We start from the raw sequence: 24,266 nt of genomic DNA, 5'->3' as shown, positions 1-24,266 counted from the left end.
TCGTAATTTACTCCCGGCGGCCAGTAAGGCATGGCTACCCTGCCTGCAGCGGCGGGGCCGGGACGGGCGTCGCGGCCGGCTCCGCGTCCCCGCCGCGGCGGGTACTACATCACGTAGAATGCTTTGGTGCGATCCCCCATTTCCCCCGTTTTGTCCATTAGTGGGCTGGTCAAGGATGTTGGGCCGCTGCCCACCCTCGACGGCAAGATGCTGCGGGTGGTCAGCGGCCTTTCCCTCGTCGCCGGGCGCGGACAGGTCACGGCACTGCTTGGGGCCAACGGCGCGGGCAAAACCACCACCATCGAATGCGCCCAGGGACTGCAGAAGCGCACGGCCGGCACCATCAGCCTGCTCGGCCAGGATCCGGACACGGCGGGCGCGGCCCTGCGTTCCCGGGTAGGCGTCATGCTGCAGGACGGCGGGCTCCCGCCGTCGGCGCGCCCCATCCCCCTGTTGCGGCACATTGCCGGCATGTACCAGGACCCCTGGCCCGTCGAGGACCTGATCCGCCGCCTTGGAATTGACGCTTTCAGCCGCACCACCGTCCGCCGGCTGTCCGGCGGGCAGAAACAGCGCCTCGCCCTGGCCGCGGCCCTCGTCGGGAAACCCGAAGTGCTTTTCCTCGACGAACCAAGCGCCGGCCTGGACCCGCAGTCCCGCCAAATGGTTTTCGAGTTGATCTCCGAGCTGCGGAACCGCGGCATGGGCATCATCCTGACCACGCACCTGATGGACGACGCCCAGCGTCTGGCCGACTACGTCTACATCATCGATGCCGGCCGCAATGTCGCAGAGGGCACAGTCGCCCAGTTGTTGCGGCACGAGCTCGAGACCGGCGACGGCGGACCGCACATCAGGACCCTCCTGTTTGAAGCCGAGCCGGGCCTGGACCTGACCGGCGTCCTGCCCGAGGCCATCGAAGTCAGGGAATCCCGCGCAGGAAGCTATTCCGCCACCGGGGCGCTGACACCGTCGGATCTGGCGGCCGTCACGGCCTGGTGGGCAGTCCGCGGCATCATGCCCAGCTCCATGAGCCTTGAGGCACGCAGCCTTGAGGACGTCTTCCTGGACATCTCCGGAAGGGAGATCCGATGACCCCGGTTCTTGGAAGTGCTGCACTGGGCAGCGCCCCGGCACCGTTGCTGCGGCGGATCCTGCTGCAGGGCAAGTATGAAACCGTCACGATGCTGCGCAACGGAGAACAACTGATCCTGGCGGTCGTTCTGCCACTCCTCGCCATGGTGGGACTCACGGTGACGCCTTTGCTGGACGGGCTCGGCGCCAGCCGGATCAACATCGCAGCGCCGGGAATCCTGGCCCTGTGCGCCTTGTCCACCGCCTTCACCGGGCAGGGCATCGCTACCGGTTTTGACCGCCGGTACGGAGTTCTCCGCTTCCTCTCCACCACACCGCTGGGGCGCACGGGCCTGATCGCCGGCAAGGTGCTCGCCGTTCTGGCGGTCCTGTTCCTGCAGGTCATAGCGGTCGCGGCAGTGGCATTCGTGCTCGGGTGGGAACCCAATCCTGCCGGCTGGCTGCCGGGCCTTGCCATGCTGGTGCTGGGCGCGGCCGCCTTCACCGCGCTGGGATTGCTCGTCGCCGGGACCGTCCGGCCGGAGGCGACGCTGGCCATCACCAATTTGCTGTGGATCCTGCTGGGGTCCCTCGGCGGCATCGTCATCCCCCCTGAACGTTTGCCCGCGCTGGCGCAGGCAGCCGCGCATCTGCTCCCGTCCGGCGCGCTGGGACAGGCTCTGAGGGACGCGTTCCTGCATGGCAGCGTCAATACCGCTGCCGTGTTTGTCCTGCTGCTCTGGACGGCGATCGCCGGTGGGGCCGCAATCCGTTGGTTCAAATGGAATTGAGATCACTGTGAGTACGGCGTCACGTTCACCCCGGATGGCTTCCCGGATCACCTCCCGCCTGCCCGGCACGGTCAACACGGCAGTCAGGCGGCTGGCCGTGTTGTCCCTGATCGGCCAGACGGTCCTCGTGGTGACGGGCGGTGCCGTCCGTCTCACTGCTTCCGGCCTCGGCTGCCCGACCTGGCCGCGTTGCACCGCAGATTCACTCGTGAACACCCCGGAGATGGGGATCCACGGGATCATCGAGTTCGGCAACCGGCTTCTGACCTTTGCGCTGGCTGCCGTCGCGGTGATGATGTTGGTCTACCTGTGGAACCTCCGCCGGGAACGCCGTGATCTGTTCCTGCTGGCCCTGGGGCTGCTCGCCAGTATCCCCGCCCAGGCCATTATTGGCGGGATCACCGTCCTCTCCGGGCTGAACCCCTGGGTGGTGGGCCTGCACTTCCTGGTCTCCATGGCACTCGTTGTCCTGGCGACGCTGCTCGTCAACCGCGTATATGGCCGGACCGGCCGCGCGCAGACGGCCGAGCTTGCCGCCCTGCCGGGGGCAGCCCGGCCGGTGATGATGGCCGTCGCTGTCTTTGCCGCAGTGGCGGTCTGCCTCGGCGTCGTCGTGACCGGGGCCGGCCCCCATGCCGGCGATGCCAACGCCCCCCGCAACAATCTCGACTGGGACCTGTTCTCCCATATCCACGCCGTGCCCGCGTACCTGGTGACGGCCGGGGCGCTGTTCGGGGTGTACCTGGTGATTCGTGCCGGGATCCGCGGCCCGTTCCGGACCGGAGTGCTCCTCCTGTTGGGGGTCACCCTCCTGCAGGCCGTAATCGGGTTCACGCAGTACTACAACGGCATCCCGGAGTTGCTCGTCGGCGCGCACATGCTCGGCGCCGCCCTGCTCATCAGCGCCGCGACCAACACCGCAGACCTGGCCCGCGACAGCCCCGTGCGGTAAGGCCGCGAGCCCTCCGCACCACAGCAACGCATAAGAGTACCCCCGGCCCCTTAGGACCGGGGGTACTCTTTGCGGCACAAGTGCGGACGCTCCCGCGGATCCTGCGCCGATGGACGTGACGCTCCCGCAGATGGAGCGCGGGAGGGTTGCCTGACGATCTGCAGGACGTGCGGAAAGGGGGGAGGCTAGCCGCCCATGAGCGGGGCGCCAACGAACGGGTCAACCGCGAGGGCGATGAACAGCAGGGTCAGGTAGCTGATGGAGCCGTGGAAGACCTTCATCGCGCCCTTGTTGGAAACATCGCCGTCGTGGGCCCGCGTATGCAGGGCATGAGATTCGTAGAGGAACCAGGCGCCGGCCACAACAGCCGTCACGGTGTAGACCCAGCCGGCCCCGCCGGCCGGGACCATCAGCAGCGAGCACGCAACCATGGCCCACGCATACAGGACAACCTGGACCGAAACCACCTTGGCGCCGGCAATGGCACCGAGCATCGGAACGTTGGCATTGCGGTAATCCTCGCCGTACCGCATCGAGAGCGGCCAGTAGTGCGGCGGGGTCCACAGGAAGATCACCATAAAGAGCACGACGGCGGGCCACTCCACCGTATTGGTCACCGCCGCCCAAGCGATCAGCACCGGAAAACAACCGGCAGCGCCGCCCCAGACGATGTTCTGGGCGGTCCGTCGCTTAAGAATGATCGTGTAGATCACGACGTAAAAGACAATGGCACCGACCCCGAGCCAGGCAGCAAGCGGGTTCGCGCCGAACCAGAGAATCGCGATCGCCGCCGCGCCAAGCAGCCACGAAAACACCAGGGCCTCCCGGGGCGTGATCTCTCCGGTCACGAGCGGGCGGTTCTCGGTCCGGTGCATGAGCTTGTCGATATCGCGGTCGATATAGCAGTTGAAGGCTCCCGCGCTGCCGGCCGCGAAGGCGCCGCCCACGAGCGTCGCCAGGATCAGGCCGATCGAGGGAAAGCCGCGTTCCGCGTAGATCATCGTGGGCAGGGTACTGACCAGCAGAAGTTCAATCACACGGGGTTTGGTGAGCGCCAGGTAAGCCTTGGCTTTACGGCGGAAGCCGAGTCTCCCCGGGACCGGGGAGGCGTTCAACGGTATGTCAGTTGTGCTCACGGTGGCAGTCACTCTGTTCTGTCTGGCTGTTCAGTCCGGCTGGTTATTCACAACGGCCGGGGGTCCACGCGCAGCGCAGATGCGTGTCCACACCCCGTTGGAAGCCACCACCCATCATACCGTGACCGCACCGGCGCCGTGCCCGCGGTCCCCCGCCTTACGGCACCGCGTGATTCCGGCTTGTTAACGCGCGCTCACCGACACGTGGTGTCGCTGTGATTCATATAAGTCCATTTGCGGTCCAATTAGTGAGATATCCACCGCCCGGGCCATGGAAAAGGGCTAAGCTGTCTGCAGATCAGCGCACTCTCGTTGAGAGACCGGACTAGGCTATCCCGTAGCTTGACCTGCGTCTGAATGATAGATCCACGTTTCGATGGTGAACGGCGGGTACCTACCGCAACGGGCACCACCCTGTGCCCGGAGCGGAGGACCGTACCGCCGGCCGTCAGCACAGAGAGGGGCCCGGTTTTCGTGCCACATTTGGAAGAGCAAGAACTGTCATGGACCGATTTGGACCGGCGCGCCGTAGACACGGTCCGGGTGCTGGCCGCGGATGCGGTGGAGAAGGTCGGTAACGGACACCCGGGGACGGCGATGAGCCTGGCTCCGGCCGCGTACCTGCTGTTCCAGAAGATGATGCGCCACGATCCGGCGAATCCGGACTGGCTGGGCCGGGACCGGTTTGTCCTGTCTCCGGGCCACACCTCCCTGACTCTGTACATCCAGCTCTTCCTGTCCGGGTACGGGCTGGAGCTCAAGGACCTGCAGGCGCTGCGGACCTGGGATTCCCTGACCCCGGGACACCCGGAGTACAAGCACACCAAGGGTGTCGAGATCACGACCGGCCCGCTGGGCCAGGGCCTGGCCTCCGCGGTCGGGTTCGCGTACTCCCAGCGCCGGATGCGCGGAATGTTCGACGCCGAAGCGCCCGCCGGTGCGAGCCCGTTTGATCACACAGTCTGGGTGATCGCTTCCGACGGCGACCTGCAGGAAGGCGTGACCTCCGAGGCCTCCTCCCTCGCCGGGCACCAGGAACTCGGGAACCTCGTGGTGATCTACGACGAGAACCACATCAGCATCGAAGACGACACCGATGTGGCGTTCACCGAGGACGTCCTGGGACGGTACGCGGCCTATGGCTGGCACACCCAGCGGGTGGACTGGACCCGGACCGGGGACTACGTCGAGGACATCGCCGAACTGCACGCAGCGCTCCTCGCGGCGAAGGCCGAAACCACCAAGCCCTCGATCATTTCGCTGCGAACCATCATCGGATACCCGGCGCCGAAGAAGCAGAACACCGGCAAGATCCACGGCTCCGCCCTGGGCTCCGAGGAAGTCGCAGCACTGAAGAATGTGCTGGGCTTCGACCCGGAGGCAACCTTCGCCGTCGACGAGGAAGTGTTGGCCCACGCCCGCACCGTCGGTGACCGCGGCACAGCGGCACGGAAGGAATGGGACGAGTCCTTCACGGCCTGGCAACAAAACAACCCGGAGAAGGCGACCCTCCTCGAACGCGTCCAGGGCCCGCAAGCTCCCGACTGACTTTGAGGCTGCCCTGCCGGTCTTCGAAGCCGGCAAGGACGTCTCGACCCGCGCCGCCTCGGGCAAGGTCCTGAACGCGATCGGCCCGGTCATGCCCGAACTCTGGGGCGGTTCGGCGGACTTGGCCGAGTCGAACAACACCACGATCGAAGGCGCCGCGTCCTTCATCCCGGCCTCCCGCTCCACGTCGACGTGGACCGGGAACCCGTACGGCCGGGTGCTGCACTTCGGCATCCGTGAACACGCTGCGGCCTCGATCGTGAACGGCATCGCCCTGCACGGGGCCACCCGGGCGTTCTCGGGGACGTTCCTGATCTTCTCCGACTACCAGCGGCCCGCAATCCGGCTCGGCGCTTTGATGGGCGTCCCGTCCCTCTATGTCTGGACGCACGACTCGATCGGCCTCGGCGAAGACGGACCGACCCACCAGCCCGTCGAGCAGCTCGCCTCCCTGCGCGCCATCCCGGGCCTGGACGTGGTCCGTCCCGGCGACGCGAACGAGGTCGCCGCGGCCTGGAAGGTCATGCTGGAGAACCACCAGAACCCCGCCGGTATTGTCCTGACCCGGCAGAACATCCCCACTTGGGCCCGCGGCGAGGGCGAGGCGACCGGTGACACGTTCGGTTCCACCGCCGGGGTCGCGAAGGGCGGCTACGTCCTGGCCGAAGCCTCCGCCAACGGTGAAACCGTGGACGCGCAGGTCATTTTGATCGGCACCGGATCCGAAGTCCAGCTCGCCGTGACCGCCCGCGAGGCCCTCCAGGCCGAAGGCATCCCCACCCGGGTCGTGTCCATGCCGTGTGTGGAATGGTTCGCCAAACAGGACTCCGCCTACCGCGAGGCGGTCCTGCCGTCCGCGGTCAAGGCCCGCGTCTCCGTCGAGGCAGGCCTGTCCCTGAGCTGGCGCGAGTTTGTCGGCGACGCCGGTCGCTCGATCTCCTTGGAGCACTACGGCGCGTCCGCGGACTACAAACGGCTCTTCCAGGAATTCGGCATCACTGCCGAAGCCGTCACCGCCGCCGCCAAAGACTCCCTCGCCGGCCTCACTAACTGACCCACACCACGGTGCCGGGGGACCCCGCTCCCCCGGCACCCTTGATTTCCAGGAGTAATGATCATGACAACCCCCACCCAGCAGCTCTCCGACGCCGGCGTTTCGATCTGGCTCGATGACCTCTCCCGCGGCCGCCTCTCCACCGGCACACTGCGGACATTGATCGAAGAAAAGAACGTTGTCGGTGTCACCACGAACCCGTCGATCTTCCACGCCGCGATCACCACCGGACACGACTACGACGCCACCATCGCCGCCCAGGCCAAGGCCGGCGCCACCGTCGAAGAGACAATCTTCGAAATCACCACCACCGACGTCGCCGACGCCTGCGACCTGTTCGCCCCCGTCGCCGCCGCAACGTCCGGTGTTGACGGCCGCGTCTCCATCGAGGTCGACCCCCGCCTGGCCTGGGACACCGCCGGGACCATCGCCGAAGCCAAGCACCTGTTTAAGAAGGTCAACAAGGACAACGTCCTGATCAAGATCCCGGCGACCCTCGAAGGCCTCGAAGCGATCACCGCGACCCTGGCCGAAGGCATCAGCGTCAACGTGACTCTGATCTTCTCCCTCGAGCGCTACCGCGCCGTGATCAACGCGTTCCAGTCCGGCCTCGAACAGGCCAAGGACAACGGCCACGATCTCGCCACGATCCACTCCGTCGCGTCCTTCTTCGTCTCCCGCGTCGACGCCGAGATCGACAAGCGCCTCGACGCGATCGACACGGACGAGGCCCGCTCCCTCAAGGGCAAAGCCGGGCTCGCCAACGCCCGCCTGGCTTACCAGGTCTACGAGGAACTCTTCTCCACCGAACGCTGGGGCCTGCTGGCCGAAGCCGGAGCGCTCCCGCAACGCCCGCTCTGGGCCTCCACCGGCGTCAAGGACCCGGCCTACCCGGACACCCTGTACGTCACCGAGCTCGTCGCCACCGGCGTCGTGAACACGATGCCGGAGAAGACCCTCGACGCCACCTTCGACCACGGCACCGTCACCGGCAACACCATCACCCGCGGCTACGACGACGCCAACGCGACCCTGAACGCGCTCGATGGTCTCGGGATCTCCTACAACGACGTCGTCGCCGTCCTCGAATCCGAAGGCCTCGACAAATTCGTCGCCAGCTGGAAAGAACTCCTCGCCGACGTCGAGGCCGCCCTCACCGCCGCACGGAAGGACGCCTAACCCCTCATGGCCACTCTCAGCTACGACGCCAGCGGCGCTGCCCGCAAAGCCCACGAAGACCTTCTGCCCGCCTTGCTGGAGCACCGGATCGCCACCCGGATCTTCGCCAAGGACGCCAGCCTATGGGGTCCCGAGGCCGAGTCCGAGGCTGCTGTCCGGCTCGGCTGGGTCGAGGCGGCCACCGTCTCCCAGCCACTCGTGGCAGGCATCCTGGAACTCCGTGACGCCCTGCGTTCCGAGGGTGTCACCCGGATTGTCCTGTGCGGCATGGGCGGATCCTCTCTGGCCCCGGAGGTCATCGCCGGGACCGCAGGCGTCGAGCTGAGCGTTCTGGACAGCACCGACCCGGACCAGGTGGCAGCCGCCCTCGCGGACCGGCTGGCCGAAACAGCCATCGTTGTGTCGTCGAAGTCGGGGTCGACGGTGGAAACGGATTCGCAGCGCCGGATCTTCGAGCACGCCTTCACCGAGGCCGGAATTGACGCTAAGAGCCGGATCATCGTTGTTACCGATCCGGGTTCGCCGCTGGAACAGGCCTCCCGCGAGGCCGGCTATCGGGCAATCTTTAACGCCGACCCCAACGTCGGGGGCCGCTTCTCGGCCCTGACCGCGTTTGGTCTGGTGCCGTGCGGACTCGCGGGCGTGGACATCCAGGCGTTCCTGGACGAAGCCGAGGAAACCGCCGAAATCCTCAACGAGGATTCCAGGGACAACATCGGACTTGCGCTGGGCGCCGCCCTGGGCGGGACGAATCCGCTTCGCGACAAGATCGTGATCGCCGAAGACGGCTCCGGAATCGTCGGCTTTGCCGACTGGGCGGAGCAGCTGATCGCCGAGTCCACCGGCAAGAACGGCAGCGGCGTGCTGCCCGTTGTGGCCGGCCCGAACTCCGCCGAGGCGAAACTCGGGGCTTCCGACGTCCTGGTCATCAGGCTCGTCGCGGCAGACGCCGACATCGAACTCGGCGAAAACGAAGTCGCGATTGCCGGCGGGCTGGCCGCACAAATGATGGTCTGGGAATTTGCCACCGCTGTGGCGGGCCGGCTGCTCGGCATCAACCCGTTTGACCAGCCCGACGTCGAAGCCGCTAAGGTGGCGGCCCGTGGACTGCTGGACGCCCAGCCGGAACCGACGGCTGCGAACTTCACCGATGGCGCCATCGAGGTCCGCGGCGGCGACTGGCTCGGCAGCGCGGCAACGGCGGCCGACGCCGTCAGGGCCCTGCTGTCCGAGCTTGGCGAGGACGGCTATCTCAGCGTCCAGGCCTACTTCGACCGCCTCGCGTTCGCATCCCTGGAAGGCATCCGGGACGAACTGGCAGTACTGAGCCGGCGCCCGGTCACTTTCGGGTGGGGTCCGCGGTTCCTGCATTCGACCGGTCAGTTCCACAAGGGCGGCCCGGCGGTTGGTGTCTTCCTGCAGGTGACGGCAGCGGCCGCCGCTGATCTGGCCATCCCGGAGCGTCCGTTCAGCTTCGGCGAACTGATTTCGGCGCAGGCGGCCGGTGACGCACAGGTCCTGGCCGATCACGGCTGCCCGGTCCTGCGGCTGCACCTGACGGATCGCGCTGCTGGTGTCCGCCAGCTCCAGGAGATCGTCGCATCGCTCGCCGGCCACGCCGGATACTCTACCGAAAGCTAAGGCACCCACTCCACCATGCCAGAGACACACTATGGCGGCAGGACCGCGGGAGGCCCGCGGCGTAATCCGTTGCGGGATCCGCGGGATCGTCGTCTGAATCGTATTGCCGGGCCGTCCTCGCTTGTCCTTTTTGGGGTGACGGGTGATCTTGCCCGGAAGAAGCTGATGCCGGCGGTTTATGACCTTTCGAACCGGGGGTTGTTGCCGCCGAGTTTTGCGCTGGTCGGGTTTGCCCGGCGGGAGTGGGATAACGAGGATTTCGCCGCTGAGGTGAAGGAATCGGTGAAGGCCTACGCCCGGACCCCGTTTGATGAGGCGGTCTGGGAGCAGCTCTCGGAGGGTATCCGTTTTGTGCAGGGCGAGTTCGACGATGACGACGCGTTTAAGCGGCTTTCGGAGACGATCGATGAGCTCGATGAGCAGCGCGGGACGCGCGGGAACCACGCGTTTTATTTGTCCGTCCCGCCCAAGGCCTTTGAACTGGTCTGCCGTCAGCTTTCCAGGCACGGCCTGGCCCAGGCCGAGGGTGATAAGTGGCGGCGGGTGGTGATTGAGAAGCCGTTCGGGCATGACCTGGCCTCGGCCCGGCAGCTGAATGGGATTGTTGAGTCGGTGTTCCCGCCGGATGCGGTGTTCCGGATCGACCATTATCTGGGTAAGGAGACGGTCCAGAATATTTTGGCGCTGCGCTTCGCGAACCAGCTTTTCGAACCGCTGTGGAACGCGAATTACGTCGACCATGTTCAGATCACGATGGCCGAGGACATTGGTACCGGCGGCCGGGCGGGCTATTACGACGGGGTGGGCGCGGCCCGGGATGTCATCCAGAACCACCTGCTCCAGCTCCTGGCGCTGACCGCGATGGAGGAGCCCATCTCCTTTAACGCCGATGATCTGCGGGCGGAGAAGGAAAAGGTCCTGGCCGCGGTCCGGCTTCCGGAGGACCTCTCGACCCACTCCGCGCGGGGGCAGTTCACCGGCGGCTGGCAGGGTGGGGAAAAGGTGGTCGGGTACCTGGATGAGGACGGGATCCCGGCTGATTCCCGGACCGAGACGTTCGCCGCGATCCGGGTCGATATCAATACCCGGCGCTGGTCCGGGGTGCCGTTTTACCTGCGGGCCGGCAAACGGCTGGGCCGGCGCGTGACGGAGATCGCCGTGGTGTTCAAACGCGCCCCGAACCTGCTCTTCACCGACCACGGCGAGGATGACTTCGGCCAGAACGCCGTCGTGATCCGGGTCCAGCCCGATGAGGGCGCGACGATCCGGTTCGGGTCCAAGGTCCCTGGCACGCAGATGGAAGTCCGTGATGTGACGATGGACTTCGGCTACGGGCATTCCTTTACCGAATCCAGCCCCGAAGCGTATGAGCGGCTGATCCTCGATGTGCTCCTGGGCGAGCCGCCGCTGTTTCCCCGGCACGCCGAAGTCGAGCTGTCCTGGAAGATCCTGGACCCGTTCGAGGACTACTGGGCGTCCTTGAACGAACAGCCCGAACCCTACGCGCCCGGCAGCTGGGGTCCTGCCTCCGCCGATGAACTCCTTGCCCGTGACGGACGAACCTGGAGAAGGCCATGATCGTAGATCTTCCCGATACAACCACCTCGAAGATTTCCAAGAAAATCATGTCCCTGCGCGAGCAAGGCGGCGTGATTGCCCTGGGCCGGGTGTTGACCCTGGTGGTCATCACCCGGTCCGGGTTCGAAGAGGACGCCATCGAGGCCGCGAATGAAGCCAGCCGCGAACACCCGTGCCGGATCATTGTCCTGGCCGACGCCGGGGCGGAGGCCCCGACCCGGCTCGATGCCCAGATCCGGGTCGGCGGGGACGCCGGCGCCTCCGAAGTGATCGTGCTCCGCGGCTCCGGTGAACTCGCGGGGGAAAGCGAATCCCTGGTCGCGGCCCTGCTGCTGCCGGACGCCCCGATTGTCGCCTGGTGGCCGCACGGTTCCCCGAACAACGCCTACCAGTCCTCCATCGGCCGGATCGCGCACCGACGGATCACCGACTCCGGCAGCGAGGCGGAACCGCTGGCCGCGCTGGAGAACATCCGCCGCACCTACAAAGCCGGCGACACGGACCTCGCCTGGACCCGGCTGACGAACTGGCGGATCCAGCTCGCCGCCGTCCTGGACCAGGCCGACGACTCCCCCGTGACCGCCGTCGAAGTCGAAGGCGCCTCCGACTCTCCCAGCACCGCGCTCCTCGCGGCCTGGCTCACCCTGGCCCTGGACGTCCCCGTCACGATCGTCGCGGACCCCGCCGGGACCGGGATCCGCCGGGTCCGCCTGCGCCGGCGCAGCGGCGACATCCAACTGCTCCGCCCGGGCCAGACCGTCGCGGAACTCACCCAGCCCGGACAACCCGCCCAGCGGATCTCCCTGCCACGCCGCAGCCTCAAAGCCTGCCTCGCCGAAGAACTCCGCCGCCTCGACCCCGACGAAGTATTCGGCGAAGTGATTACTATGGGACTGCCACGAACCAACCTAAGGAGTGTCCGACCCAGTGAGCGCTGACCCGAGAGTAAGCATCCATCCCGACTCGGAAGTGCTGATGGCTGCCATAGCGGCACGCCTGATCACCAAACTCGTCGACCTCCAGGACACCCACGGCGAGGCGACGATCGTGCTGACCGGCGGCTCAATGGGCATCGGCTCGCTTAAGGCCGTCGCGGACTCTCCGGCGTCCCGGGCCGTTGACTGGTCCAAGGTGAATTTCTGGTGGGGGGACGAACGCTTCGTCGGATCGGACGAAGCCGACCGCAACGCCCGGCAGGCACACGAGGCTCTGCTTGCCCACATCCCGGTGGACCCGGCCCGGGTGCACGTGCCCGGCTCCTCCGATGAGTTTGCTACGCCGGAGGATGCCGCCGCGGACTATGCGCGCCAGCTGAACGAAGCTGCCGCCGCGGAACACGCGGCGGATATGTCCGATGACCGTCCTGAGCGGCCAGGCAACCTGCCTCGGCTGGATATCGTACTGCTCGGCGTTGGCCCGGACGCGCATGTCGCGTCGCTGTTCCCCGAACAGGCCGGAATCCGCGAGACGGATCTGGCGGTTGTTGGCGTCCGGCATTCCCCCAAGCCACCGCCTCTGCGTGTTTCCCTGACCCTCCCGACGATCAACACGGCCGCTGAAGTCTGGATAGTGGTGGCCGGCGAAGACAAAGCCGGCGCAGTCGGCCTGGCACTGGCTGGCGCCAATCCGGTGCAGGTTCCGGCCGCCGGGCCGCGTGGACGGTCCAAGACGCTGTGGCTGATCGACGCGAACGCGGCCTCGCGGGTGCCGGAGCAGCTAGTCCGGAAGGCCCCGTCCGGCGCGTAACCGCTCGAGCGCTCCAGCCAGCACGTCTTCGGCGTCCTGGCTGGAGCGTCGCTCTTTAACGTATTCGAGGTGGGTCTTGTAGCCCTCACCGGGGAGGGCGTCCAGGCCGAACTTAGCCGCATCACGGCTTGCTACGCCGCCGCAGTGCCGGCAGTCCCAAACGCCGGGGATTTGTTCCTCGGGGAGCCGCGCGAAAACGAGGCGGGTCTCATGGCCCTTCGCGCAGAGGTAGGAGACGCAGATGCGGGGCTGGCCTGCACCTGTCCCATCGCGGGGCTCATGCCGGGGCGATGCCCCTTCGATGGCACCTACACGAATGCCCCTGAACCCGGAAGCAGAATGCAGCATCGGCAACTCCTCGCTACTCGACTGGTGGAATGGTGCCTGCCAACAGCCACAGTGTAGTTCGTAAGTTCCCGATGCTGCAGTGCCACCGCGGTCCTGATATTTATTTATCGGCAGAATGCCTAGGAATCAACGCCCGTGTTGAACCTCATAAGGAGCCCCAGGCCGATGATAACAAGTGCCCAGGTGATTCCCAGGACGACCGTAAAACGGTTAAGGTTTCGCTCAGCAACACCCGAGGAGCTCAGACCCGAGCTCATGCCGCCGCCGAACATGTCGGACATACCCCCGCCGCGTCCCTTGTGAAGCAGGATGAGCAGCGTCAGCAGAAGGCTGGTGATGCCCAGGAGGACCTGCAGAATGACATGAAGAACGTCCACGACGGCCTTTCAGAAGAGATGGAATGCGGGGCGACGCCTGTGTCGGACTAGTCCGTCACGAGGTGGCTCTCGAACCTCACAATATTAGCAAACTCCGCGGCATCGAGGCTGGCACCGCCAACAAGCAGTCCATCGACGTCGCGTTCCTTCAGGATCGAGGCGGCGTTGTTGGCCTTGACCGAACCGCCGTACAGGAGGCGGGTCGCGGCAGCGGTATCCGCGCCGAACAAGGTGGCGAGCTCAGAGCGGATGGCGGCGCACATTTCCTGTGCGTCCTCGGGGCCGGCGACTTCGCCGGTGCCGATAGCCCAGACGGGCTCGTACGCGACGACCAGTTCGGTTGCCTGCTCGGGGCTGAGCCCTTCGACGCCGGCACGGAGCTGGGCCAGGGTGTGGTCCACATGGGTTCCAGCCTGGCGGATTTCCAGGCCTTCGCCGACGCAGAGCACGGGCGTAACGCCGTGACGGAAACCGGCCTTGACCTTGGCGTTCAGCACGTCGTCGGACTCGTTGTGGATCGTGCGGCGTTCGCTGTGGCCGACCAGGACGTAGCTGCAGCCAAGCTTGGCGAGGAACTGCCCGGAGATATCGCCGGTGTAAGCACCCGAATCAAACGGGGACACGTCCTGACCGCCGTAGACGACCTCAAGCTCGTCGCCCTGGACGAGGGTCTGGACGCCGCGGAGATCCGTAAACGGCGGGAAGACCGCGACCTCCGCCCGGCTGTAGTCGTGCTTGGCGTCGGACAGGGTCCACGCGAGCTTCTGCAGGAGGGTGATGCCCTGCACGTGGTCCATGTTCATCTTCCAGTTACCTGCGATGAAAGGCGTGCGGTCAAAAGTGCCGTTGGTTGACGTAGTCACGTGATCTCCAAAGTGCTTGTTATATGGACAGCAGGCAGGGTGCCCGGTTCCTCGCGGAGGGCACCCTGCCTGGGGGCGTGCTTAGCGGTCCAGGACGCTCAGACCGGGAAGTTCCTTGCCTTCAAGGTACTCGAGGCTGGCGCCGCCGCCGGTGGAAATATGGCCGAACTGGTCATCGGCGAAGCCGAGGGTTCGGACTGCGGCAGCGGAGTCGCCGCCGCCGACGACGGTGAACGCTTCGGTTTCGGTCAGCGCCTGGGCGATCGCCCGGGTACCGTCGGCGAACGCGGCAAATTCGAAGACGCCCATAGGTCCATTCCAGAAGACCGTGCGGGCACCCTTGATCTGCTCCGCGAATGCGGCCGCCGAGTCCGGTCCGATGTCCAGGGCCGATGCCCTGGGCGCCGAAACTGCTCGACTCGATGGCGTCTGCTGCGACGGTCTCGTACTCGGCATCGGCGGCGAACTTTGCCGCCACGACGACGTCGGTGGGCACCACGAAACCGGTGCCGGCGTCCGCCGCGCGTTTCAGGTACTCCTGGACGACCGGAATCTGGTCCTCTTCCAACAGGCTGCCGGCCACCTTGTGGCCCGCCGCGGCGAGGAACGTGAACAGCATGCCGCCGCCCACCATGATCGTGTCCGCCTTGCCGATCAGGTTGTCGATCACGGCGAGCTTGTCCGAAACCTTGGAACCGCCGAGGACAACGACATACGGCCGCTGGGTGTCGGTGGTGAGCTTGCGCAGCACCTCGACCTCCGTGCGGACCAGGTCGCCCTGGTAAGACGGCAGCCGGGTGGCGACGTCGTAGACGCTCGCGTGCCGGCGGTGCACGGCACCAAACGCGTCATCGACGAAGGCGCCGTTGTCGCCGGTGAGGGCGACGAGCTCGTCCGCGAAGGCGCCGCGTTCGGCGTCGTCCTTGGACGTCTCCCGGGCGTCGAAGCGGACGTTTTCGAGAATCAGGACTTCGCCGTCGCCCAGTGCCGCGGCAAGCGCTGTCGCCGAGGCGCCGACGGTGTCATCTGCCAGGGAGACCTTGAACGGGGCAAGCTCGGCCAGCCGCGCGGCGGCAGGCGTGAGCGAGTACTTGTCCTCGGGTGCACCCTTCGGGCGACCCAGGTGTGCTGTGACCAGCACGCGGGCACCGGCGTCCGTAAGCTTTGCAAGCACTGGCAGAGAGGCCTTGATCCGGCCGTCGTCAGTGACTGTAGAGCCGTCGAGCGGCACGTTCAGGTCACTTCTGACCAGAACATACCGCCCGCGGACACCATCAGCGATCAGTTCGTTGAGGGCGTGGAATGTCATGAGTCCTACCCTAGCCCAGCTTGTCTGCGACGAGCTCCGTCAGATCCACGAGGCGGTTGGAATAGCCCCATTCGTTGTCATACCAGGACACAACCTTGACCTGGTTGCCGAGCACCTTGGTGAGGCCCGAGTCGAAGATCGAGGAGGCCGGGTCGCCGACGATGTCCGAGGAGACGATCGGCTCATCGGTGTAGGTGAGGTAGCCCTTGAGTTCCGGGGTCTCTGACGCGGCTTTGAGGGCAGCGTTGACTTCCTCCACGGAGGTCTCGCGGGAGACGGTGACGGTCAGGTCTGTGGCGGAACCGGTCGGGACCGGGACGCGGATGGCATAGCCGTCGAGCTTGCCCTTGAGCTCCGGGAGGACCAGGCCGATGGCCTTGGCGGCACCGGTGGACGTGGGGACCATGTTGATGGCGGCGGCGCGGGCGCGGCGCAGGTCGTTATGCGGGCCGTCCTGCAGGTTCTGGTCTGCTGTGTAGGCGTGGATCGTGGTCATCAGGCCACGCTCGATGCCGAACGCATCGTTGATGACCTTCGCCAGCGGGCCGAGGCAGTTGGTGGTGCACGAGGCGTTGGAGATGATGTGGTGCGCGGCCGGGTCGTAGAGGCCCTCGTTGACGCCCAATACGATCGTGATGTCTTCATTGGACGCGGGGGCGGAGATGAGGACCTTCTTGGCGCCGGCGTCGATGTGCTTCTGAGCGTCGGCTGCCTTGGTGAAGAAACCGGTGGATTCGATGACGATGTCGACGCCGAGCTCGCCCCAGGGCAGGTTGGCGGGGTCACGCTCGGCGAGGACCTTGATGGACTTCCCGTCGACGACGATGTTGCCGTCCTGGACCTCTACGGTTTCCTTCAGGCGGCCACCAACGGAATCGTACTTCAGCAGGTGGGCTAGGGCTTCAGGGCTGGTGAGATCGTTGACGGCAACGATCTCCAGGTCGGCACCCTGTGCGAGGGCTGCGCGGAAGTAGTTGCGGCCGATACGGCCGAAGCCGTTGATACCAATACGTGTCGTCACGTTTTCAGTCTCCTTGGTGCTTGTGCAAGCACGACTAGTTGAGTCAGGCGTTCAAGCCAACTAACGGATCCCGCACGCCATTGGGCAGAGATGATTAACAGATAGGAGGACGACCAGCGACATTGCTGAAGGCAGACCGCCTTCCGTGACCCATCTTACGTTTAAGTAGGTCTGCCCCCGCAACTGCGGAGGCAGACCGTCCACAATCCGGCCTTGATACGGCGCATTGTGAGCTTTGTTACGTCCGGGTGTCCCCGGGGTCACACTAGAGCGTAATGAGACCCGTGGCGTTCTTGCGGGCACCGTCAAAACGCTTCGCTACGTCTGCCCAGTTCACGATGTTCCAGAAGGCCTTGACGTAATCGGCCTTGACGTTGACGTAGTCCAGGTAGAAAGCGTGCTCCCACATGTCCAGCATCAGCAGCGGGGTGGTGCCGAGAGCGACGTTGCCCTGCTGGTCATAGAGCTGCTCGATGACGAGGTTTCCGCCAATCGGCTCATAGGCCAGGAAAGCCCAGCCGGAGCCCTGCAGCGCCAGCGCAGCAGCGCTGAACTGGGCACGGAAGGCATCGAAGGAACCAAATGCATCCTCAATGGCTGCCGCGAGTTCACCCTCGGGCTTGTCGCCGCCGTCCGGAGACAGGTTGTTCCAGAACACGGAGTGGTTGACGTGGCCGCCGGTGTGGAACGCGAGGTCCTTGGAAAGGCGGTTAATGTTGGCGAAATCGCCCTTGTCGCGTGCTTCAGCCAGCTGGGCCAACGCATTGTTCGCCCCCGCCACGTAGGCGGCGTGGTGCTTGCTGTGGTGCAGCTCCATGATGCGGGCGGAGATGTTGGGCTCCAGCGCCGCATAGTCGTAGCTGAGTTCAGGCAAAACGTACTCGGTCACAAAATCCTCCAATGTCGTGGACGGGATGTCCGGTTTGTTACTTCTTGGATTGTGCATCCAGGTGTCTGTACACCCGGAAAATTGCGTGGAATCCTTCGGAAGCGTCCGGTGGGAATAACCCGCAGCGCGGCCGGAGTATTTCCATCGTCTGGAGCCTATCGGGTTCCCGGCACCGGCGGGGAGCTAGTCGTCCAGCATGTCCGGCGTCACGTTGGCCTCTGTGCCCGGGATCCCGAGATCCACGGCGCGTTTGTCCGCCATTGCCAGCAGCCGGCGGATCCGACCCGCGATGGCGTCCTTCGTCATCACAGGATCGGCGAGCCTGCCCAGCTCGTCCAGGCTCGCCTGTTTGTGGGCAACCCGGAGTTCGCCGGCGTATTTGAGGTGGTCCGGGACGTCGTCGCCGAGAATCTCCAGGGCACGGTCCACGCGGGCTCCGGCGGCAACGGCAGCCTGGGCGGAGCGGCGCAGGTTGGCGTCGTCGAAGTTCGCCAGCCGGTTGGCTGTGGCCCGGACCTCCTTGCGCATACGGCGTTCTTCCCAGACCATCAACGCGTCGTGGGCGCCCATGCGGGTCAGCAGGGCGGCGATGGTGTCGCCGTCACGGATGACGACCCGGTCAACGCCCCTGACTTCCCGGGCTTTGGCCTGGATGCCGAGACGGCGGGCTGCGCCGACGAGAGCAAGGGCAGATTCCGGTCCGGGGCACGTGACCTCCATCGCGGAGGAACGCCCGGGTTCGGTCAAGGAGCCGTGCACGAGGAACGCGCCCCGCCAAACGGCCTCCGCGTCGGCAGCCGATCCATTGACAACCACCGAGGGCAACCCGCGGACGGGCCTGCCGCGGGCGTCGAGCAGCCCGGTCTGGCGGGCCAGTGCCTCGCCGTCACGGACCACCCGCACCACGTAGCGGCTGCCACGGCGCAGTCCCCCGCCGGAAACCACAATGATCTCGCTCTGGTGGCCGTAGACTTCGGCGATGGCGGCACGCAACCGGCGGGCGGTCGAGGCGAGGTCCACCTCGGCCTCGATCACGATCCGGCCGGACACGATGTGCAGTCCGCCGGCGAAGCGCAGCATGGCCGACACTTCCGCTTTGCGGACCGAAGATTTCTTGATATCCAGACGGGAAAGTTCTTCCTTGACTGATGCTGTCAGTGCCATGGCACGCTTCCTAACTGTTCCCGAAGATGTCGTGGTACGCCGTAGCCAGACGCAAAGGGTCGTGGACCGACCGGCGACCGGACGCCCCTACTTTACCCAAGACAACCTCGGCTCCGAGCATCCCGGCGGCACGTTCGAAGGCAGGAAGGTCCTGCACGGACGCCGGATCGGCCAGGACGACGTCGACGGTGAAGCCGGGGGCATAGTCGCGCAGCGCGAGCAGGTGGTCCGCGGCGGTCATTCCCGCCGTTTCCTTAGTGTCCATGTCGAGGTTCATCGTCAGGCAGCGCCGGGCAGCAGTGTTACAGAGCGCCTCGAGCATTTCCGGCAACAGCAGGTGCGGCAACACGGAGGTGTACCAGGACCCCGGCCCCAGGATGACCCAGTCGGCAAACTCGATGGCGGTCAAGGCCTCGAGGCAGGCTGGCGCGTCCTCGGGGAGGAGGCGGACATGCTCAAGGGAACCGGCGACGGCGCATTTTGCCTGGCCGGTGACCGTTTGCAGCACCGAGGATCCGTCCGGCGCCGTGACGCGGACCTGCCCTTCGATGGTCAGCGGCACACTGGACATCGGCAACACTTCACCACGGGCACCCAGCAGGGCGCCCGCCCACTTGAGCCCCGCCACGGTATCGCCCAGGAGCTCCCACAGCGTCACGATCAGAAGGTTGCCCATAGCGTGGGCGTCGAGGGAGCCGCCGCGGCCCTTCCCCGGCTCAAAGCGGTGCTGCATAACATCCCGCCAGGTCCGGCCCCAGTCCGTGTCATCGCACAGAGCCGACAACGCCATCCGCAGATCGCCGGGAGGCAGAACTCCGTATTCCTCCCGCAGCCGGCCGGAAGAGCCACCGTCGTCCGCGACCGTGACGATGGCGGTCAACTCCGAGGTCAGCAGCCGGAGCGCGGACAGCGACGCGGACAGGCCATGTCCGCCGCCGAGCGCGACGACGGACGGACCCTTGTCCTGCTGGCTAGCGAACGCCGCGCTGTTGGGAGAAATCAGCGGCAACGGTCCGGTGAGAAGCGCCATTATTCCCGGCCCAGATCCCGGTGCGTGGTGGTCACAGTGACCCGCGGGTACTGGGCTAGCCGCCGTGATAACTCCACGGCCACCGCAACCGAACGGTGTTTGCCGCCGGTACAGCCAACGGCGATGGTTGCGTAGTGCTTATTCTCACGGCGGTACCCATCCAGGACCGGTTCGAGGGCCAGCACATAACGTTCCACGAAATTGCTGACGCCCTCTGCCGCCATCACGTAGTCGCTGACGTCTTCATCCAGCCCGGTATGCGGACGAAGCGCCGGCACCCAGTGCGGGTTGGGGATAAAGCGCGCGTCGGCAACGAAGTTTGCGTCCACGGGGAGCCCGTACTTGAAGCCGAAACTCATCACGTTCAAACGCAACGCCACCGGCCCGGTTTCGCTGAAAAGCTCGGTGATGGCCGTTGCCAGCCCATGGACATTCAGGGACGTGGTGTCCAGCACGATGTCGGCGGATTCCTTGAGTTCGCGCAGGATCTCCCGTTCCGCGGCAATGCCTTCGAGGATTCTCCCTCCACCCTGCAACGGGTGCGGCCGCCGGCCCTGTTCGAAGCGGCGGACCAGCACGTTGTCGCTCGCGTCCAGGAACAGCACCCGGAACGTGACGCCGCTGGCCGCAAGGGCCCTGAGTGCGGTCCGAATGTCGGCGAAGAGGTCCTTGCTGCGGACATCGATCACGACCGCGAGCTTGGAGATGGAACGGGGCGAGTGGGACACGAGTTCGGCCAGTGTCCCCAGCATTTGCGGCGGAAGGTTCTCCACGACGTACCAGCCATGGTCCTCCAGAGCGTCCGAGGCCGTACTCCGGCCCGCACCGGACATTCCCGTCACCACGAGCAGTTCGGCCTCCTCGGGCTTGACTGGCGTCATGCCGTCCGGTTCCGGCCCGGATCCTGTAGTCGGATCTGCCATCTGTGATGCCCCATTCTGCTGTTCGGTGGCCGCGCGGAGTGCTTGAGTTGCCGCCGGGCGTGCCGATTCCCAAGTCCTTACCCTAGCTAAGATTCGCAGTGCTAGCTAAGTTTCGAGTATTTCCCCGGTTGTCATGTTGATGGCGGGAACGTTGGCTGCTCCGGCGTCGCCGTCCGGGCTGAAATGCCGGGCGATTGCCGTGGCCAGGGACGGACCGATCCCCTTGGCCTCCATGAGTTCCTCGACAGTGGCCGCCTTGATGCTCCTGACGGAACCGAACCGGGCCAGGAGGGCCTTGCGTTTCGAGTCGCCGAGGCCGGGAACGCTGTCCAGCGCGGACACGGTCATCGCCTTGCCGCGCTTCTGCCGGTGGAAGGAGATGGCGAAGCGGTGTGCCTCGTCCCGGATGCGTTGCAGCAGGTAGAGACCGGCCGACGCCCGCGGCAGGATCACCGGAAATTCTGAGTCCGGCAGCCAGACCTCCTCCAGCCGTTTGGCGAGCCCCACGACGTAAACGTCGTCGATGCCGAGGCCGGCAAGGGCCCGTGCGGCTGCGTTGACCTGGGGCAGGCCGCCGTCGACGACCACGAGGTTGGGCGGGTAAGCGAACTTCGCCCGGGGCGCCGGGGTGGTCGTGTCCGCGGAAGCACCGGCGGCCCCGAACACTGCGGCGTCCAGGGCCGCCTGATGTCCGGGCAGCCTCGCCGCTTCGGCGTGGACCTCCTTCTCCTGCAGGTAATTGCGGAACCGGCGGGTCAGGACGTCGTGCATTGCAGCGGTATCGTCATTGGCGGCATCCCCGGTCACGGAGAACTTACGGTAGTCGGATTTCTTCGGCAGTCCGTCCTCGACGACGACCATCGATCCGACGACGTTGGTGCCCTGCACGTGCGAGATGTCATAGCACTCGATCCGCAGCAGCGCCACGGGCAGGTCGAGCGCTTCCTGAAGTTCCTGCAGCGCCTGGGAACGGAGCGTCAAGTCGCCGGCCCGACGGGTCTTGTGAAGTTTGAGGGCGTGCTCGGCGTTGTCCCGGACAGTTGACAGCAGGGCTGCTTTGTCGCCGCGCTGCGGCACCCGGATATCCACCTTCGCACCGCGCAATCCGCCCAGCCATTGTGTGAGTTCGGCCAGGTTGCTTGGTTCGGCGGGGATGAGGATTTCACGGGGAAGCCTGCCCGGGCTTCCGGCTTCGTCGCCATAGACCTGCTGGAGCAGATGCTCCACGAGGTCCGGGGTGGAGGTGTCCTCCACCTTCTCCACCACCCAGCCGCGCTGCCCGCGGATCCGTCCGCCGCGGACGTGGAAGACCTGAACGGCAGCTTCCAGTTCATCTTCATGCAGTGCAAAGACGTCCGCGTCAGTGTCCTCAGCCAGGACTACAGCATTGCGTTCAAATACCTTTTTGAGCGCGATGATGTCGTCCCGGATCCTGCCGGCCTGTTCATAGTCCAGCTCCGCGACCGCGGCGGCCATGTCCTTCTCCAGCCGGGACACAAAGGGCCGCGCCTCCCCGCCCATAAAAGTGCAGAAGTCCTCTGCCAGGGCACGGTGGTCTTCGGGCGAAATCCGTCCCACGCACGGGGCCGCACATTTGTCGATGTAGCCCAGCAGGCAGGGTCGGCCGCTGGCCTCGGCCCGCTTAAGCACCCCGGCGCTGCAACTGCGGACCGGAAACACCCGCAGCAGTGTATCCAGGGTTTCGCGGATTGCGCCGGCCGTGTACGGGCCGAAGTACCGTGTGCCCTTCCGGCGTTCGCCGCGCAAAACCTGCACCCGGGGGTATTTTTCGGCCATCGTGACGGCGAGGTAGGGATAGCTCTTGTCGTCCCGAAACATCACGTTGAACCGCGGCGTGAATTCCTTGATCCAGGTGTATTCGAGCTGGAGCGATTCGAGTTCGCTGCCAACCACGGTCCATTCAACGCTGCTGGCGGCGTGCACCATGGCGAAAGTCTTAGGCAGCAGTCCGGCCGGGTTGGCGAAGTAGGAGTTCAGTCGGGACCGGAGGTTCTTTGCCTTGCCAACGTAGATGACCCGGCCGTGCGGGTCGCGGAAGCGGTAGACGCCCGGGTTGGTTGGGATCTCACCCGTCTGGGGTCGGTAACTTGCTGGATCTGCCACGGCTCCAGTCTACTGAGCCTTTGGAGGCTGCTAAGCGCTCTTGCTCTGGTTGTAGCTTGTCGACCGCTGCTGCCCGCTGAGTTCTGCGATGGCATCCATGATCCGGTCGGTCACCTGTCGGCGCGCCGGCAGCGAATGGTCCGGTCCGGTCTTGTCGAAGTAGAGCGGCTCACCCACCTTCACGGTGAAGTGCTGTGGTTTGACCGCGTTGCTGCCCGCGGGCTGCAGGTTTTCGGTGCCGATCAGGCCGACGGGGATGACGGGGGCGCCGGTGGTCAAGGCAAGCCAGCCGACTCCGGTCCGTCCGCGGTACAGGATGCCGTCGCGGGAGCGCGTGCCCTCAGGATAGATACCGATGCCTTTGCCGGCTTCCAGGAGGTCCAGGAGGGTCTTCAAGGCCTGAACGCTCGCGGCCTGTTCGCCGCGCTCTACCGGGATGGAGCCGACGGCCTCGAAGAATGATTTCATCGCTTTTCCCTTGACGCCGCCGGTGGTGAAATACTCCGCTTTCGCGAAGAAAGCGACGGGCCGTGGCATCAGGGCCTGGACAATAACGCTGTCCAGGAACGAGAGGTGGTTCGGGGCCACGATAAACGCTCCGTCGGCCGGTACGTTTTCCAGGCCGATGACGGTGGGCCGGCACGTCGAAGAGATCAGGCCGCGTGTGGTCCAGCGGATTGCGTCAAACATTGCCATCGGTAGGAACCTCGTTCAGGGCGTTGGTCGTCAGGGCGGCGGTGCGGACGTGGTCCAGCCTGCCTATGGTGTCACGAAGGTCCCTCGTGTTGTGCACGATCGCAGCGGCACCCGCTGCATGGAGTTCACCGTCGAGCGCGAAGCCCCAGCCCACGCCAATGCAGTCGAGTCCGTTGGCGGCCGCGCCGGCGACGTCCTGGGGCCCGGTCCCCCACCATGACGGCTGCGCCCGCGTCCACGGATGAGCGTGCAGCGAGGTCGGCAAGTGCCGCGGCGACAATGCCGATCTTGCCGGGAGGGCCGACGGTGCGCGCTGCTTCATTGGCAGCGGAACCGCGGATGGACTGGAAAAAGGACGCGATTCCGTGATGTTCGAGCACAATCCGGGCGAGTCCCTCAGGTTTCTGGGTGGCGACGGCGACCGGGCGGCCGGCCTCGACGTATTCGGCCAGGAGATCCCGGATCCCCGGATAGAGCCTGCCCTGCGCGATCCCGGTGGACGAGTAATAGTCCCGGTAGATCCTGATTGCTTCCTCGAGGTGTCCTGCCGGCACACCCGCGATGTCCAGCATGGAGTGACGGAGTTCGGGGCCGATCATCGCGTCCAGGCGGTCCTGTCCCGGGACCGCGAGTCCCAGCGCGCTGAGGGCTGTGGTGATTCCGTCCGATATTCCCCGGGCCGGATCGACAAGAGTGCCATCCAGGTCAAAGATCACGGGCACTGTTGTATGGGTCACCGGCCTAGTTTCTCACGAGTCCGCTGATGCCAGAAACCCGCATTCCCCGGACGGAATACTTCGTCTCATCCACCCGGAGCGGTGGG

At 65.7% G+C, this 24,266-nt stretch carries 19 protein-coding genes and 3 pseudogenes; 9 read left to right on the top strand and 13 right to left on the bottom strand.

What is annotated here, in order from left to right:
- Positions 1-126 precede the first annotated feature (126 nt).
- From KY499_RS02460 to KY499_RS02450, 3 genes are read left to right on the top strand one after another with little or no spacing between them, the layout of a single operon-like run.
- Positions 127-1,095 (top strand): ABC transporter ATP-binding protein, encoded by a 969-nt coding sequence (locus tag KY499_RS02460; RefSeq protein WP_123253485.1) that lies wholly within the window; start codon positions 127-129, stop codon positions 1,093-1,095.
- The gene (locus tag KY499_RS02455; protein ID WP_219886133.1) at positions 1,092-1,865 is read left to right on the top strand and encodes an ABC transporter permease; all 774 of its coding nucleotides are present in this window, start codon (positions 1,092-1,094) and stop codon (positions 1,863-1,865) included. Before KY499_RS02460 ends, KY499_RS02455 begins: the two co-directional genes overlap by 4 nt.
- A gap of 7 nt (positions 1,866-1,872) precedes the next feature.
- A complete protein-coding gene (locus KY499_RS02450) occupies positions 1,873-2,817 on the top strand; it encodes a heme A synthase (RefSeq protein WP_123253483.1) in 945 nt (314 codons plus the stop codon).
- A 185-nt stretch (positions 2,818-3,002) separates the two neighbouring features.
- On the opposite strand, the gene KY499_RS02445 is transcribed toward KY499_RS02450, so the two are convergent.
- Positions 3,003-3,965, bottom strand: a complete 963-nt coding sequence (locus tag KY499_RS02445) for a heme o synthase (RefSeq protein ID WP_123253482.1) — start codon at positions 3,963-3,965, stop codon at positions 3,003-3,005.
- 471 nt (positions 3,966-4,436) lie between these two features.
- On the opposite strand from KY499_RS02445, the pseudogene tkt reads away from it, so the two are divergent.
- From tkt to pgl, 6 genes and pseudogenes are all read left to right on the top strand, one after another.
- Positions 4,437-6,555: pseudogene (tkt, locus tag KY499_RS02440) on the top strand (transketolase).
- A 63-nt stretch (positions 6,556-6,618) separates the two neighbouring features.
- Positions 6,619-7,734 (top strand): transaldolase, encoded by a 1,116-nt coding sequence (gene tal, locus KY499_RS02435; RefSeq protein WP_123253922.1) that lies wholly within the window; start codon positions 6,619-6,621, stop codon positions 7,732-7,734.
- A gap of 6 nt (positions 7,735-7,740) precedes the next feature.
- A complete protein-coding gene (locus KY499_RS02430; RefSeq protein WP_123253921.1) occupies positions 7,741-9,375 on the top strand; it encodes a glucose-6-phosphate isomerase in 1,635 nt (544 codons plus the stop codon).
- Between the two features lie 15 nt (positions 9,376-9,390).
- Entirely contained in the window at positions 9,391-10,953 is a 1,563-nt protein-coding gene (zwf, locus tag KY499_RS02425) for a glucose-6-phosphate dehydrogenase (RefSeq protein WP_219886132.1), read from the top strand.
- The gene (locus KY499_RS02420) at positions 10,950-11,891 is read left to right on the top strand and encodes a glucose-6-phosphate dehydrogenase assembly protein OpcA (RefSeq protein ID WP_219886131.1); all 942 of its coding nucleotides are present in this window, start codon (positions 10,950-10,952) and stop codon (positions 11,889-11,891) included. The genes zwf and KY499_RS02420 overlap by 4 nt, the downstream gene beginning before the upstream one ends.
- Positions 11,881-12,699, top strand: a complete 819-nt coding sequence (pgl, locus tag KY499_RS02415; RefSeq protein WP_123254143.1) for a 6-phosphogluconolactonase — start codon at positions 11,881-11,883, stop codon at positions 12,697-12,699. The genes KY499_RS02420 and pgl overlap by 11 nt, the downstream gene beginning before the upstream one ends.
- Here pgl and KY499_RS02410 read toward each other — a convergent pair.
- The 12 genes and pseudogenes from KY499_RS02410 to KY499_RS02355 all read right to left on the bottom strand — a co-directional run bounded on the left by KY499_RS02410 (position 12,670) and on the right by KY499_RS02355 (position 24,180).
- On the bottom strand, positions 12,670-13,047 hold the full coding sequence (locus KY499_RS02410) for an RNA polymerase-binding protein RbpA (protein ID WP_123254144.1): 378 nt from the start codon (positions 13,045-13,047) through the stop codon (positions 12,670-12,672). The two genes, pgl and KY499_RS02410, sit on opposite strands and share 30 nt — an antisense overlap.
- A gap of 119 nt (positions 13,048-13,166) precedes the next feature.
- Entirely contained in the window at positions 13,167-13,424 is a 258-nt protein-coding gene (secG, locus tag KY499_RS02405) for a preprotein translocase subunit SecG (protein ID WP_123254145.1), read from the bottom strand.
- Between the two features lie 47 nt (positions 13,425-13,471).
- Complete coding sequence (gene tpiA / locus KY499_RS02400) at positions 13,472-14,287, bottom strand: triose-phosphate isomerase (RefSeq protein WP_123254146.1); 816 nt, start codon at positions 14,285-14,287, stop codon at positions 13,472-13,474.
- An 81-nt stretch (positions 14,288-14,368) separates the two neighbouring features.
- Positions 14,369-15,596: pseudogene (locus tag KY499_RS02395) on the bottom strand (phosphoglycerate kinase).
- 10 nt (positions 15,597-15,606) lie between these two features.
- Positions 15,607-16,617, bottom strand: coding sequence for a type I glyceraldehyde-3-phosphate dehydrogenase (gene gap / locus KY499_RS02390; RefSeq protein WP_123254148.1), 1,011 nt, complete (start codon positions 16,615-16,617; stop codon positions 15,607-15,609).
- A gap of 265 nt (positions 16,618-16,882) precedes the next feature.
- Positions 16,883-17,506 carry a superoxide dismutase gene (locus KY499_RS02385; RefSeq protein WP_123254236.1) on the bottom strand — a complete coding sequence of 208 codons (624 nt, stop codon included), beginning with the start codon at positions 17,504-17,506 and terminating at the stop codon, positions 16,883-16,885.
- A gap of 183 nt (positions 17,507-17,689) precedes the next feature.
- Positions 17,690-18,670, bottom strand: a complete 981-nt coding sequence (gene whiA, locus KY499_RS02380; protein ID WP_123254149.1) for a DNA-binding protein WhiA — start codon at positions 18,668-18,670, stop codon at positions 17,690-17,692.
- Between the two features lie 10 nt (positions 18,671-18,680).
- Complete coding sequence (gene yvcK / locus KY499_RS02375) at positions 18,681-19,700, bottom strand: uridine diphosphate-N-acetylglucosamine-binding protein YvcK (protein WP_123254150.1); 1,020 nt, start codon at positions 19,698-19,700, stop codon at positions 18,681-18,683.
- The gene (rapZ, locus tag KY499_RS02370; protein ID WP_123254151.1) at positions 19,700-20,623 is read right to left on the bottom strand and encodes an RNase adapter RapZ; all 924 of its coding nucleotides are present in this window, start codon (positions 20,621-20,623) and stop codon (positions 19,700-19,702) included. Before rapZ ends, yvcK begins: the two co-directional genes overlap by 1 nt.
- 105 nt (positions 20,624-20,728) lie before the next feature.
- Positions 20,729-22,747, bottom strand: a complete 2,019-nt coding sequence (gene uvrC, locus KY499_RS02365; RefSeq protein WP_123254152.1) for an excinuclease ABC subunit UvrC — start codon at positions 22,745-22,747, stop codon at positions 20,729-20,731.
- A 30-nt stretch (positions 22,748-22,777) separates the two neighbouring features.
- Positions 22,778-23,443 carry a 1-acyl-sn-glycerol-3-phosphate acyltransferase gene (locus KY499_RS02360; protein ID WP_123254153.1) on the bottom strand — a complete coding sequence of 222 codons (666 nt, stop codon included), beginning with the start codon at positions 23,441-23,443 and terminating at the stop codon, positions 22,778-22,780.
- Positions 23,430-24,180 (bottom strand): annotated as a pseudogene (locus KY499_RS02355) (HAD hydrolase-like protein). Before KY499_RS02355 ends, KY499_RS02360 begins: the two are co-directional and overlap by 14 nt.
- Between the last annotated feature and the right edge of the window lie 86 nt (positions 24,181-24,266).

The organism is Arthrobacter sp. PAMC25284, from assembly GCF_019443425.1.
Classification (GTDB): domain Bacteria; phylum Actinomycetota; class Actinomycetes; order Actinomycetales; family Micrococcaceae; genus Arthrobacter; species Arthrobacter oryzae_A.
Note: the sequence above shows the minus strand (reverse complement) of the source record. Positions and strands in the feature narration are given on the sequence as shown.

Coding starts and splice junctions, on each gene's coding strand:
- KY499_RS02455 (WP_219886133.1), top strand. CDS start 1,092: ATGACCCCGGTTCTTGGAAGTGCTGCACTGGGCAGCGCCCCGGCACCG.
- tal (WP_123253922.1), top strand. CDS start 6,619: ATGACAACCCCCACCCAGCAGCTCTCCGACGCCGGCGTTTCGATCTGG.
- KY499_RS02430 (WP_123253921.1), top strand. CDS start 7,741: ATGGCCACTCTCAGCTACGACGCCAGCGGCGCTGCCCGCAAAGCCCAC.
- zwf (WP_219886132.1), top strand. CDS start 9,391: ATGCCAGAGACACACTATGGCGGCAGGACCGCGGGAGGCCCGCGGCGT.
- KY499_RS02420 (WP_219886131.1), top strand. CDS start 10,950: ATGATCGTAGATCTTCCCGATACAACCACCTCGAAGATTTCCAAGAAA.
- KY499_RS02410 (WP_123254144.1), bottom strand. CDS start 13,047: ATGCTGCATTCTGCTTCCGGGTTCAGGGGCATTCGTGTAGGTGCCATC.
- whiA (WP_123254149.1), bottom strand. CDS start 18,670: ATGGCACTGACAGCATCAGTCAAGGAAGAACTTTCCCGTCTGGATATC.
- yvcK (WP_123254150.1), bottom strand. CDS start 19,700: ATGGCGCTTCTCACCGGACCGTTGCCGCTGATTTCTCCCAACAGCGCG.
- rapZ (WP_123254151.1), bottom strand. CDS start 20,623: ATGGCAGATCCGACTACAGGATCCGGGCCGGAACCGGACGGCATGACG.
- KY499_RS02360 (WP_123254153.1), bottom strand. CDS start 23,443: ATGGCAATGTTTGACGCAATCCGCTGGACCACACGCGGCCTGATCTCT.